14 protein-coding genes are annotated in these 12,978 nt (G+C 48.8%); 2 read left to right on the top strand and 12 right to left on the bottom strand.

Features of this window, described 5'->3' with window-relative positions; all coding sequences use genetic code 11:
- Positions 1-37: 37 nt before the first annotated feature.
- On the bottom strand, positions 38-586 hold the full coding sequence (locus LBQ97_07660; protein ID MDR1832587.1) for a DUF116 domain-containing protein: 549 nt from the start codon (positions 584-586) through the stop codon (positions 38-40).
- Positions 587-983: 397 nt separating this feature from the next.
- Between LBQ97_07660 and recA the strand changes: the two genes are divergently transcribed.
- Positions 984-2,141, top strand: a complete 1,158-nt coding sequence (recA, locus tag LBQ97_07655) for a recombinase RecA (GenBank protein MDR1832586.1) — start codon at positions 984-986, stop codon at positions 2,139-2,141.
- 160 nt (positions 2,142-2,301) lie between these two features.
- Here the strand turns inward: recA and LBQ97_07650 are convergent, their stop codons facing one another.
- Positions 2,302-3,246, bottom strand: a complete 945-nt coding sequence (locus tag LBQ97_07650; protein MDR1832585.1) for an L-lactate dehydrogenase — start codon at positions 3,244-3,246, stop codon at positions 2,302-2,304.
- 81 nt (positions 3,247-3,327) lie between these two features.
- Positions 3,328-4,845 carry an L-lactate permease gene (locus LBQ97_07645; protein ID MDR1832584.1) on the bottom strand — a complete coding sequence of 506 codons (1,518 nt, stop codon included), beginning with the start codon at positions 4,843-4,845 and terminating at the stop codon, positions 3,328-3,330.
- Between the two features lie 465 nt (positions 4,846-5,310).
- On the opposite strand from LBQ97_07645, the gene LBQ97_07640 reads away from it, so the two are divergent.
- Complete coding sequence (locus LBQ97_07640) at positions 5,311-7,287, top strand: isoamylase (GenBank protein ID MDR1832583.1); 1,977 nt, start codon at positions 5,311-5,313, stop codon at positions 7,285-7,287.
- Position 7,288: 1 nt separating this feature from the next.
- On the opposite strand, the gene LBQ97_07635 is transcribed toward LBQ97_07640, so the two are convergent.
- The 9 genes from LBQ97_07635 to LBQ97_07595 form a co-directional block, all read right to left on the bottom strand.
- Positions 7,289-8,110 (bottom strand): 4Fe-4S binding protein, encoded by an 822-nt coding sequence (locus LBQ97_07635; GenBank protein MDR1832582.1) that lies wholly within the window; start codon positions 8,108-8,110, stop codon positions 7,289-7,291.
- A 23-nt stretch (positions 8,111-8,133) separates the two neighbouring features.
- Positions 8,134-8,577: a C-GCAxxG-C-C family protein gene (locus tag LBQ97_07630; protein MDR1832581.1), complete on the bottom strand. Its 444-nt coding sequence runs from the start codon at positions 8,575-8,577 to the stop codon at positions 8,134-8,136.
- Positions 8,558-8,761, bottom strand: coding sequence for an HRDC domain-containing protein (locus LBQ97_07625; protein ID MDR1832580.1), 204 nt, complete (start codon positions 8,759-8,761; stop codon positions 8,558-8,560). Before LBQ97_07625 ends, LBQ97_07630 begins: the two co-directional genes overlap by 20 nt.
- 131 nt (positions 8,762-8,892) lie before the next feature.
- On the bottom strand, positions 8,893-9,348 hold the full coding sequence (locus LBQ97_07620) for a hypothetical protein (protein MDR1832579.1): 456 nt from the start codon (positions 9,346-9,348) through the stop codon (positions 8,893-8,895).
- On the bottom strand, positions 9,345-9,563 hold the full coding sequence (locus tag LBQ97_07615) for a DUF3990 domain-containing protein (GenBank protein MDR1832578.1): 219 nt from the start codon (positions 9,561-9,563) through the stop codon (positions 9,345-9,347). The genes LBQ97_07620 and LBQ97_07615 overlap by 4 nt, the downstream gene beginning before the upstream one ends.
- Before the next feature lie 428 nt (positions 9,564-9,991).
- Positions 9,992-11,131 (bottom strand): ATP-binding protein, encoded by a 1,140-nt coding sequence (locus tag LBQ97_07610; GenBank protein MDR1832577.1) that lies wholly within the window; start codon positions 11,129-11,131, stop codon positions 9,992-9,994.
- A gap of 253 nt (positions 11,132-11,384) precedes the next feature.
- A complete protein-coding gene (locus LBQ97_07605; protein ID MDR1832576.1) occupies positions 11,385-11,777 on the bottom strand; it encodes a pyridoxamine 5'-phosphate oxidase family protein in 393 nt (130 codons plus the stop codon).
- 42 nt (positions 11,778-11,819) lie between these two features.
- The gene (locus LBQ97_07600; GenBank protein MDR1832575.1) at positions 11,820-12,278 is read right to left on the bottom strand and encodes a hypothetical protein; all 459 of its coding nucleotides are present in this window, start codon (positions 12,276-12,278) and stop codon (positions 11,820-11,822) included.
- Entirely contained in the window at positions 12,241-12,927 is a 687-nt protein-coding gene (locus LBQ97_07595; GenBank protein MDR1832574.1) for a DUF3990 domain-containing protein, read from the bottom strand. The genes LBQ97_07600 and LBQ97_07595 overlap by 38 nt, the downstream gene beginning before the upstream one ends.
- Positions 12,928-12,978 lie beyond the last annotated feature (51 nt).

Below are 12,978 nucleotides of genomic sequence, written 5' to 3'. Positions count from 1 at the left end.
CCTCCAATTGATTTGTAGTCTCCACTGACCCCGCCCTTCAGTTTTGGCAGACCATCGCTAGGACCGCCTCTATTTTCTCCGCGGAAACCGTGGTATCGAGGCAGGGTTCGTTGACTATTTCATTGAATATGCCGTAGACATCCACCGCCGGGATGGTATCACAAATTCCTGAAATCAGATCCCGTTTGCACGCTACGGCGATTACCAGTTTTGCTTTTATTTCTTTGATGTATTTTCTCGCCAAAGTCCCTCCTGTCGCCACTTTTGTAGAGACTTTGTATGTGTCCGAAAGTTGCTGGAGCCTGCCGATCACGCATTTTCCGCAGTTTTTACAATTCCTGATTTCCGTGGTGATCCTGAGCGGGCAAAAACTGCTCTGCAAACAGTGAGGCAGCAAAATCAGGATCCTGTCCGGGGAAACCTTCCCGTTCCGGTATTTCCGCAGAACCCTCTTGTTATTGAAGGCCACGAAGCCTTCGGCGACCGTGCTCCATTCCTTGTGCCGGTCGGATTTCCCCATTTCGCTGAGCAGGTAACGGGCATAATAGCAGCGATACAGCATTTTTATCAGAAAATCTTTAATCATTTCAGCCCTCTTGATCCATATATTTCATTATATCACCTCATTTCCCGATTTGTCTATAGTTTTTACGCTTTTTTTGGAAAATCAGGCGTAATTTTTCAGCAAAAAGAAAATTTCCCGCGTCGAAAAATTTTTGCTCATTTGAAAAAAAAGCCTTGACATTATAAGATTTTATGTTATAATTCGTATATATAGTTATTTATAGTTTTATTTTTTCAACACGGGAGGGTGTGCCATGGCGAGACCAAAGGGAGACAACAAAGAAAGCAAAGAAAACAAAGAGATCAGACTGATCAAAGACGCCAAAGAAACCGGGGAAGCCGGAGAAAGCGGAGAAAACAAAAAGACCGGAGAGACCGGCGAGACCATGAAACGCGATCATATCGAAGGGAGGGAAAACATGAGCGAGATCAAAAATATCAAAGAGATCAAAGAATTGAAAGAAAAAGAAGGCAAGGAGAGCGGAAAAGAAATTTCGCGGGAGCCCCTGAATCCTGAAAAAGTCAAGGCGCTGGATCTTGCCATGAAGCAGATCAAAAAAGATTTCGGCGACGGCTCCATCATGAAGCTGGGCGAAAGTCAGAGCATGGCCGTGGAAGTCATTTCCACCGGGAGTCTGAACTTGAACATGGCCCTTGGCGTAGGGGGCGTTCCCCGGGGACGAATCATCGAGGTCTACGGGCAGGAGAGCTCGGGCAAGACCACGATCGCCCTCCATATCCTCGCCGAGGCCCAAAAGGCCGGCGGAATCGGCGCCTTTATCGACGCGGAGCACGCCTTGGATCCTGAATACGCCAAAAATCTGGGCGTCGATGTGGACGAACTTCTGATTTCCCAACCCGATTACGGGGAACAGGCCCTGGAAATCGCCGACATGCTCGTGCGCTCCGGCGCCGTGGATGTCATCGTCGTCGATTCCGTTGCCGCCCTCGTCCCCAAGGTCGAGATCGACGGCGAGATGTCGGACCAGCAGATGGGCCTTCAGGCGAGACTCATGTCCAAGGCCCTGCGCAAACTGACGGGCACCTTGAACAAATCCAAAACCACCATGATCTTCATCAACCAAATCCGGGAAAAAATCGGCGGCTTCGGCTTCGGGCCCCAGACGACCACGACCGGCGGGAAAGCGCTCAAATTCTACTCTTCCGTTCGTATGGAAGTCAAACGGATCGGTTCCGTCAAGCAGGGCGACGACGTGATCGGTAACGAAACCATCGTCAAGGTCACGAAAAACAAAGTGGCGCCGCCCTTCAAGGAAGCCGCCTTCCAGATCATGTACGGCAGGGGTATCACCCGGACCGGGGAAATCTTTGAGCTGGCTCTTGAGAATAACGTCATCGCCAAAGCCGGCGCCTGGTTCAGCTTCGGGGATATGCGTCTCGGTCAGGGCAAGGAAAATGTCAAAGCCAAGCTCGAAGAAGACAAAGCGCTGTTTGCGCAAATCGAGTCCGCGGTTCTGGCGATTATGGCCGAGCACAAGCTCAAATCCTCCAAAAAGGGTTCCCCGTCCGTCTCCGGAGAAGACGCCGGCGCGGAATTACGGGAAGAAATCGCATAACGCTTGATACAGTCATTCCCTGCTTGCGAAAGCAAGTTCATATAGAAAAACGGCGAAAACAAATGACACGGCAAAAGGGCGCGACAAGCCATCGCGCCCTTTTTGTCCGCCATCGGAAATTTCGCGTCGGAAAAGCTCGACAGGAAAATTTCCGCGCGTCTTATAATCCCGTGGATTCCACGTGTTTGCGGATTGTCGCCATGGTCCGCTCCAGTTTTTTCTTTTCGTCCTCACTGATCGGCAGCTCGATGATATATTCGACGCCGTTCTGTCCAACGACGGCGGGAACGCCGGCATAAACGCCGCTGTAGCCGTATTCGCCGTTGAAGAGCGTGCTGACGGGGAAAATTTTCTTTTCATCCCGGTAAATGGCGTTGGCAAGCCGCGCCAGCGTGCATGCGATACCGAATTCCGTGCTCTTTTTGCCTTTGAAGACTTCCCAGCCGGCCTGGGCCGCTTCGGTACTGATCGCGTCAAAGTCCAGTTTTCCGAACACTTCCGGTTTTTCTTTCATCAATTCCGTCATTTTCTTTCCGGCGAAGGAAGCGCATGAAAGCGCCGCGAACTGCGAATCTCCGTGTTCGCCGATCATATAGGCGTCGATGGAGTGGGGATCCACGCCGCTGTGTTTACTCAAAATCCGCTTCAGACGGGAGGAGTCAAGCCCCGTTCCCGTCCCGATGACCTTGTGGGACGGCAGTCCCGAAAGTTTCCACACGGCGTAGGTAATGATATCGCAGGGGTTCGTGATCACCAGGATGTATCCGTTAAAGCCCGTTTTCATCAGGTCGGGAATCACTTGTTTGACGAGGCCCACGGAGATGTCGCGTTCGGCCAGCCGGTCTCCGGCGATGATGGATCCCACGGAAATCACGACCATGTCGGCGTCTTTGAGATCGGCCATTTCGCCGGCCGTGATCGTCACCCGGTTCGGGCAGAAAGGCGCGGCGTCCATACAATCGAGGGCCTGGGAATAGGCCTTGTCCTTATCAATATCCACCATGACAATTTCGTCGCATACCCCTTGAAGGCTCAGGACCAGGCCCACATGGCTTCCCACGTGCCCAGCGCCGATGATGCCCATCTTTTTTCTTTGAATATCCATTTACATTTTCCTCCTTTTTACGTTTGGATGATCTGACACATTATACCTCTTTTTTCGCATTTTTCCAACAGTTTTTTCCGATCAGATCGTCCAGTTGGGGAAAACGATGAAGGTATAGATCATCGTCGCGACCATATAGACGGGAATCAGGAAGAAAAAGGCTTTGAAGGTCTTTTTCATAATGGCCCCTTCTTTTCCGATGACGCCCACAGTGGCCGCCGCCGCGATAACGTTGTTGGGACAGATCATATTCCCGAGGGAACCGCCGGTATTGGACCCGGCGAAGATGGTCAGGACGTTCAGGTTGAGGTTCTGGGCCGCGATCAGGTGCATGGGGGCAAACATGATATTGGAGCCGAGGCAGGTGCCCGTGATGAAGGCGCCGATACCGCCGATGAGTACCGCCATGGCCGGATAGATCCTGCCCGCGATCCGGGCGCAGTATTCCGCCATGATCCGGATCATGCCCGAGTGGTTCATGAGGCTGCTCACGACGAGCAGGGAGCCGATGGTGATAAAGGCCGGGAAAAGGGTCTTGAAACAATTCCCCACGATCTTGAAATAGTCGGAAAGTTTGACTTTGAGGATCATGGCCCCGAAGAAGGAGCAGAGGAAGAGCACCGTATTTACCCATACGATATAGCCGAACATCGTGAGGATCTTCCAGGGTACCGTAAAGCGCACAATGGGAAGGCCCAGCACGATGAGGATGTAAGGCGCGAAGGCCTGCAATTTCCCATACTGGCTGCTCTGCGCGGTCAGGGTGACGGTCTGTTTGTATTCCTCGGGCGTCTTGAATTTGACCAACATCAGGAAGGCCGCCGAAAGAGCGAGGGAAATCGCTCCTGTGCCGAGGCTGCCAAATTCCGGACCCAGCACATGAGTCGTGAAAATCAGTACCACGGGCGTCGACAAACTTGCCCAGAGCAGGTAGCCCTTGAGGTTTTTGAACCCTTTCCGCCCATACACGAGATAAATCATCAGCGCGGGCGCGATCATATATCCCCAGATGTGGAGACGGGCCGCCATCATACCGTTCATCTTGGCGGTCGCGACGCCTTGCTGAACGAGATAGGCCCCGCCGCCGATCGTCGAGAGCCCTGCGCCGCCGTAAGACGTACAGATGCCGTCGCCGATGAGGGCAATGGCCGCAGAAAGCACGGGATCAATCCCCAGCGCCACGAGGAAGGGACCGGCCACGGCCGCGGGACTGCCCGCTCCCGCCGCTCCTTCGAGGAACACGACGAAAAGCTCGCCGATCAAGATCAGCTGGATCCGTTTGTCATCCGTAACGCCCGAAAGCGCTTCTTTGATCTTTTCGATGGCGCCGGTATTCATCAGCGTCTTCAGCACAATAAAGGCCGGCCAGATCAGACAGAAGATCTTGAAGCCTTCTTTGGCCCCCTGGTAATAATCGACGCCGATCACCTTGGCCAGACCGTTTGTCACCATATAATCCGCTTTGTTGAAATAGAGAATACAAATAATCGCCGCGTAGACGGAAGCCGCAGGACCTACGTATTTTCCCGAAAGATTGAAACCGATCATGCCGATCAAAACCAGCAGAATCGGACTCATTGCAAAAATAAACAGTAACATGTTCTCACTCCTTTTCAATATGATATTGCCTGTAGCCTTTTTCCGTAATGCAATCGCTGTCGTTACGCTAAGTCATATATTCACCCCGTCAGTCTGTGATAAAAAAAGCAACCTGCTCATTTTCAGCCAGGTTGCCGTCTTTGCTTGATGATTACGCGGGGAAGTCCGCGGATACGCTTTTTCCCCTTGTTCGCTACCTAACCGGATTATACAGCATAAAGTCCATCGCTCCAATGACGGGCAATAGACCGAGAAGTATGCTGATAATGACGACGGTACGCGACATGAGTATCCCCCAAAAGTTAAAAACTTGTGTAGAGTATACTACAAAACAAGAATTTTTGCAAGCAAAATTTTGTATTTTTTGTATTTATTTTTGTTCAATCCCGACAAATATCACTATGTCGTTGACATTTCAAACCGTTTATTATATAATTTAACTATGTTCAGAGGATCGGTGATGATATGTATTTGACGGAAAAGGGCGCCCCGGAACTTGGGGCAAGCGTTCGGGACGATGGCGTAAATTTTGCGATATACGCAAAAAATTGCGAACAGGTTACCTTGAATCTCTATTTCAACAATATTGATCTGACGCCGGACAAAACCTTTGTGCTGGATCCTTCCGCAAACAGAACGGGAGACATCTGGCATATTTTTGTGAAAAATCTCAAAGAAGACGCCATGTATACGTGGATTATCGATGAATCTCCAGAACTTTTGGACCCCTGCGCCCTTTCCTATACGGGCGACGGGCAGTACGACAAGAAAAAAAATATCGTGGTCCGGAAAACAAAAAACAAGACGAACCACCTTCGCATACCGATAGAAGACCTTGTGATCTACGAGGCCCATATCGGTTTTTTTACGAAAAACCCCAATTCTCACGTGCTGGCCCCCGGAACCTATTCGGGCTTCGCGGAGAAAATTCCCTGGCTCAGGGATCTCGGCGTCAACGCCGTGGAGCTGATGCCGGTTTTTGAATGGGACGACAAGACCCTCAACAAGAGCCTGACCGGGGAGGCGCTGAAAAATGTTTGGGGTTACCATCCCATAGGCTTTTTCGCGGCTACGAAAAAATACTCGTCCAGTTCCCTTGGGGACGGCGCCGACGAGATCGCCGAATTGAAAGCCCTTGTCCGGGAATTGCACGCAAAGGGCATGGAAGTCTATATTGACGTCGTCTACAATCATACGGCCGAAGGGAACCGGAAGGGCCCCGTCTACAACTTCAAGGCCATGGACCGGGAGACCTTTTATATGCTTGAGAAAAACCGCCTCGATTACAAGAATTATTCGGGCTGCGGCAATACCTTCAATTGCAGCGCGCCGATCTCAAAACGCATCATCATGGAATCCCTGCGCTACTGGTATGAAATTGTGGGCGTGGACGGCTTCCGTTTTGACCTCGCGTCCATCCTCGGGAAGGACGCCGACGGCCAATGGCTCTCCCCCTCGATCCTGGACGACATCGCGGAGGACCCTGTCCTCAAAGACGCGAAGCTGATCTCGGAAAGCTGGGACATGGGCGGCTACTATCTCGGCGACATGCCGAGGGGCTGGAGCGAATGGAACGGCAAATACCGCGATGTGGTGAGACGTTTTGTGCACGGAGATTTTGAGCAGATTCCGGAGCTCTTGAAGCGGATATTCGGAAGCCCCGATCTCTTCAAAAAAGACGAGCGCAAACCCGGCGCCAGCATCAATTTTGTAACTTCCCACGACGGATTTACGATGATGGACCTCGTGAGCTACAATACAAAGCACAACCTCAATAACGGTGAAAACAACAACGACGGCGAAAACCAGAATTTTTCCGCCAACTGGGGCGAGGAAGGCATTACAAACAACCCCGCTTTACGGGCCTTGCGGAAAAAACTGATTAAAAATATGTTCCTGATCCTCCTGATCTCCCAGGGGACGCCGATGATCCGGATGGGGGATGAATTGGGCCATACGCAGTTCGGCAACAACAACCCCTACTGCCAGGACAATTTTTCGACCTGGATCAACTGGGATAGGGCCCAGAGCAATTTTTCCGATATCCACGCCTTTGTCCGGAACATGATCGCCCTGCGGAAAAAATACAAAATCTTCAGAAATCCCGTCTATCTTGAGCTGGAAAACCTCCGGGGCGGCGATGAATACGATGTGGCGCTCCATGGAGTGAATTTGAACGCGCCCGATTTCAGCCGGACGTCTTTGAGCATTGCTTTTACGCTGTTTGACCGAGAAACCGGCGTCCGCTTCCACGTGGCGCTCAATTCCTATCACAGTCCGCTGACGTTTGTGCTGCCCGCGCCCGTTGCGGGAACGGAATGGCGCGTCCTGGTCGATACGGCCATAGAGCGGGAAACGGATTTTACCGGGGAAGGGGAGGACATTATCGGAAATTACGTCCTCGCGCCCAACAGTTGCTTGATTTTGATCAGTAAAAAATAACTCAGAGGAATGTCTCCGGTTCGGCTCTTCTCGCGTACTGCAGCTCCAATTCCTCCTTGTGATAGAGAAAATTGGGATCGTCAAAATACTTTGCCCCGACGGGGCATTTTTTTACGCAGGCGCAGCATTTCATGCAGATTCCCTGGAGTTCTCCCACATACTCGTACTTGATGGAGCCCATGGGGCAGACGATCGCGCAAAGCTTGCAATTGACGCATTTCCCGTTTGTTTTGGGCGTGACTTTCCGGATATCGATGGGATTGCCCTTGGAATCCCTCGGTTGGTAGTAGGGCCGGATGGGCGTCTCGCCTCTTACCGCCACAAGCTTGTCCTCGTCAAAATCCGCGCCGGAAATCTTTTTCGCCACTCCGGCCGCAAAATCGCAAGCGACATCGAGATCTTTCCCGTCGGGCCGCCCTTTGCCGAGAATATCCGAAAATGAATGCTCTCCGATAAAGGCTGCGGCGGCTACGGGTTTGAAGCCGCCTTGGGCGAGGATGTCCCTGAGTTCGATCAGCGCGTCGTCATAATTCCTGTTGCCGTAGAGGACAAGGGGGACGCAGAGGGCGCCGTTTCCCGCAAGGGTTCCGAGGTACTTCAAGAGAACATTGGGGACCCGCCCCGCGATGACAGGCGCTCCGAAAATCACAATATCTTCCGGTCCGAAGGCCTTTTTGACCGCCCGGACGTTGGGTAGCGTAAAATCAAATTTCTCCACGGGAAGCCCCAGGTCTTCGCCGACTTTTTTCGCGATGGCAAGGGCAATTCTTTCCGTTGTGCCGGTGGCGCTGAAATACATCGCCGTCACTCTTTTTCTTTCCATAATTATTCCTCCTGAATTTGTTTTCAATACTCCTCCCCCGCGTAGGGGTCAAACCGCCCGGGAAAGAGGTTTTCCTCCACAATGCGGGCGCAGTCCACGATGCAGCCCATGCAGCTGCGAATGGGCGCGGAACCTTCCCGGATTCCCTTCAGATCCACGCAGTCGATGGATCCGTGCTTGTCGCGGAAAAGCTCAATCAAGCGCTGATCAATTTCATAGGTGCTTTTCTTGGTCGCGGGCGCGTCCAGATCCCCGTCGCTGTTAAGAAGCCCAGCCAGTACCGCCATGGCGCTGACGGCGCCGCAGATGGAATACACGCCGACGCCCGAACCCAGGCCTTCCGTCATGCGAAAAGCGTCTTTCGCGGGAATCCCGGCGAGATCCGAGTATGCGCAGACGATAGACTGACAGCAGTTGTAATTTTTGTTGTGATTTTGAATCGCGGTGTCAATTCGGCTTTTTGCCATTTTCAGCTCCTTTTGTTGCGTTTTCTATCTTCCAGTTTTTGATTTCTTCCAGGAAAAGGTCGCCATACCGGTCAAGTTTCGCTTTCCCCACTCCGGAAACATCGAGAAATTCTTTGCGGTTTTTGGGTAAAATCCGACACATGCCATATCCGAATTTTTTCTTTAAAACGTCCGTGATTTTCATGCGTGGGCTCCTTAATAATTCCGATGATCATATCCTGTCAACCTATTGGGTTTACGATTGGGCAATTCCCTCATAACGCCTCACCTTGCCTGTAATAACAGACTGCTTTTCGCTTGAAAGAGGATCGGGAATTATAATGGATATCCCGCTTTGTAGGATTCAAATAAATATTCCGGATTTTCAAAATACATACTGGAATTATAGTCTTGTATTTTTTTGTCAACCCATGAAGAATACACCTTGATCAACGCGTCAATAATGGGTAAATTCTCTGCCCGGGCAATAGAAAGGACAAGACGTTTATATACTTTGCCGATGTCGAAAAATGTGGGAACATTATACTTACATTCCGCAACATTGTCAAAATTTCCTTCCGTTATCCCATAACGATCAATCAATTCTGACGCGGTCTTTTCAATCGGTTCACAATGAAATACATCGGCCAGGTCCATTAACCTCTGCAACTCCGTTTTTCCTACTTTTGAAACAATCTCACTTCGGTTGTTTTTTGTCATACGTCCTATATATTCAATGACTGAGCAGACAAAGAATAAATCATTTTCTTTTTGCCTTTCTCTTCCTTTCATGATTTCACCTCGTAGGAACCTATAAATTTAACGAAAGACAACGCGCGCTCTGTGCAAAACGCCACTTGATTGGTCGGGTATTTGAATTTGGCGAGAACCCAAAACTGTTCTCTTGTCAATATGCCAGAAATAAAATCCGCGATGTAATTCCAGATCTGATCGTTTGCCATGGCGCCGCTGACAATATCATACTCGTGAGGAATCCGCTCCTGCAATTGACGATGAAGTCCAGCAAGGTATCCTCATTTTTGATGATATCCCCTTTTACTTCAGCAATTGACTTTGAATTCAACAAGTCCTTGATACTTTTCAGATTCGTCGCTTTGACCAATTCATCCTCGAGATTATGTTCTGACACACGACAATTGTCTGCTTCAAATTCGGGGCATTTTGAAACAATTTTATATTAGACATCAGAAGCTCATAATTTCCTGTTTTTCTTTTAAATATATCGCCGTCAAATACCAGAACGCAGATTGTATCTGGCTTCAGTTGCCGGATTTTTTCTCTGATTGAGCGTTCTCTTCCTTTTTGGGCAATCGGGAGTACGTATGATTTTCCCGGTAGGATGTACGTTCCTTTGATTGCGTCGACTACAGCTTGCTCAGTTTCACCCTCCACGAAATAGACTACCGGAGGTTCACTATAAATTCTCCTTTTCTTCATCGGTCACCTCGAAAAGCCTATCCAATAAATCAGTATTCGGTATCGTCCGAAGCACATCATTTTCCACAGCGATTTTGAGATTTCTGTCGTTTTTTTTGATTACCCGACCGGGGTCGATGGCTTCCACTTTATTTTTCTTTCTCAGGAAGAGGAATGCATGCATCGGCAGATTCATTTCCAGAATATTGGTATTGTGCGTGGTATAAAAAAGCTGCGATTGCTTTCCCAGCAATTCGATCATTACGCTCAGAATTGCGATTTCAAGATCACTTTGCGTCCGGGAAAAAATCTCATCTATATAGAAAACAGCGCTTGTTTGTGAACGTATCCGTTCGACACAATGCGCGATTTTGATTGCCTCCAGTGTTCCGCTGGACAAGCGTGAAGGATTGACAACCTTGCCGTCTTGAATCAACACTTTATCTCCGTTTTTGAATTCTATGTATGAAGATTCCTGCGCTTCTTCAAGTTTCTTTACACGGAGTATCGATTGATCAAACGTTCTCAAAACAATATCCATGGTTTCAGACAAATGGTTTCTATCCGGACTGGCTTGCAAGGCGTACTGTGATTCTTCATATAAATTGGAAAGATACAAATGATAGGAGAAACACGTTCTGATGGCATCCAGGGAGGCAATAATCCTGGCGCTTTCATTTACCTTTGTCTCAAAAGTATCATCGGAATCAAAATGCGCAATTTCAGTCAACTTTGAAAAAGCGTTCTCAAAGGAGTCGTTATTCTTGATTTCAGTAGCTTCCAATCCCGCAGATAACGTTGTTTTATCATTTATTGTAAAATAAAACCTGTAAAGTGTCAGGCGAAAGACAAAACAAAACTCACATGAGGCTGTCTTTGCTTTGTCAGCTATTTTATCCCCCAATCCAAATGGAGCGGGAAATCCAGCAATAAAACCAGCGATATCCCTCATCAATCGTCCCATTGACGTCTTGCCGCTTGCATTGGCGCCAAAAATAATATTGACCCGTTTAAAACGAAAATTTGGCCTTTCTTCCAGGTATTCGTATTCTATGGTTGATTTTACGATTTTCTTCGGATAGGAAAAATCAAGTTCAAAGTCATCAAAACAATACAAATTATCTGCTTTGAGTTTCATGATAATCATGATATCACCTCAGCCATAGTATACCACATTGTTCCAAAAATTGGAAGCAATATTTTGGCCCCGAAGTTGAACTGTCCGTCTTTTGTGAATTCGCCGGACATGACGTTCTGCAGATTTTCGAAGTCTTTCGCGGCCTGCTCTTTCAGGTTGCAGGACAAAAGAGATAAGGCGGGATACTATTTTGTATCATCAAGAATCCTTATTTGTCGTCGACGAAAGATATTCTCCGAAGGGCTGAAGATTCTCAGAATTTCACGACGCGGGGTTCCGCAGTAAAACTGTAAAAGGTCGCCGTCGCGTCTTTCAGGGCATAAACGACGCAATTGCCGTCGCCTGCGGTATACATTCTTTTCAGCGATTGATATTCATTCAGCATACTCTCCTGCGCTTCCTGACGATTGTCCTCCACAAGGGTCGCGGACATCCTCAGCCACTGTTCTCCATCAAAGGCGCTCAATTCCACTTTGGGATTGGCAGCAACCTGCTTCGCGAAATCCTTTTTCTTCCCTGACTGTATCCAAAGCTTCTCCTCAAAAAGGTGGATTGTCCCGAAGGGGCGCACTCTCGGGCTGTCGCCGTCAATGGTGGCGATGTAATAGGTTCCGACCTTCTTCAAAAAATCATGCACGTCTTTCATTTTATCCTCCTCTGAATATGTTATTTTTTGATTGATCCATTCTCAAACGCTTCCGGCGGGATCCTGTTGAGGATAATATTCCTCCGCAACCTGCACAAATTTTGACAAGTCCGCCTCGTGTAATGTCGGATACAGTGATAGAATTTTCTGAAATGTGAGTCCCTTGTTTTTTATTTCAATGAAACTTTTGCCCGTAATCCATTGGTAATACGCCAAGGCCCAACCGGCCCAATATTCAGCGCTCTTTTCAATATTGCAAACTGCCGTTTGAACCGGTTCAGAGTTTCGACCGGTAACTTTATCGGCAAGTTCTATGCCGGACAATCCGGCAACATATTTCGGGTTTCCGTGTTCGACATAACGTGCGACCTCGCTTAAAATAAACATATCGAAAAAATCACCGGGAGCATAACCGCAGTCGTTGATGGCGTAATCGAACATGTCGCCCAAATTGTTCATCGCGTCATTCAGATATGTTTCGGCGTAAGCGTGCGTCGTCATTTTTCCAACCTCCTCGCAAGATATCAATGAGGTAAATACTGTCAGCGGCGCGGGCGATTGACTGCATGGTCCTATATGCTTGCCGGGCCTCTAGATCTCTTTTCGCTCTGCTCGGATAATAGACTTCCTTTTCCGCAGAAATGGCGTCTTTGAAGCGTAGACACCCAAAGGCTCTTTTCGACTTCAAGACCGTCTGCATGCCCAGCTTCCCCAGAACCATCGCTTTGCTCAATTGTTCGAACGACAGCGCATTATTGAGAAACGCGTTGGCGAAAGAAAAATAAGAATCGTTGGCGCGGTAGCCGACAATGATGTCAGCGTCACTTGTGTCGGGCAGAAAAACCTTTGTAAGGTATTGTTTTCCTTCTGTGGCGATATCGCTGGTAATTCTGAAAGTACGGTTGTTTACAAGCAGTGCAAGCCAGTTGAGAATATTGTAGTCGTCTGACGAGAGATTTATAATCGTCAATCCCGACAAATCAATTTCATACTTATTGGCGTATCCGTTCGTCTCTTCAGTGCAAGCCCATTCTTTTGCAAGGTCAATGGATTCCGTACAATAAAATCCAAGTCCATAGTCATTGTGTGAATTACCCGTTCCAAAAACGGGTTGTTTGATAATGTTTCGCGAACCATGGTAAAGCAGCATTTTGGTCAACTCCGATTTCGTTTAAAAATAAAGTGTCTGGATTTCAACTGA

Source organism: Fusobacteriaceae bacterium, assembly GCA_031272775.1.
In the GTDB taxonomy this organism is placed as follows: domain Bacteria; phylum Fusobacteriota; class Fusobacteriia; order Fusobacteriales; family Fusobacteriaceae; genus JAISST01.
This window is presented reverse-complemented; position numbering and strand designations above follow the sequence as displayed.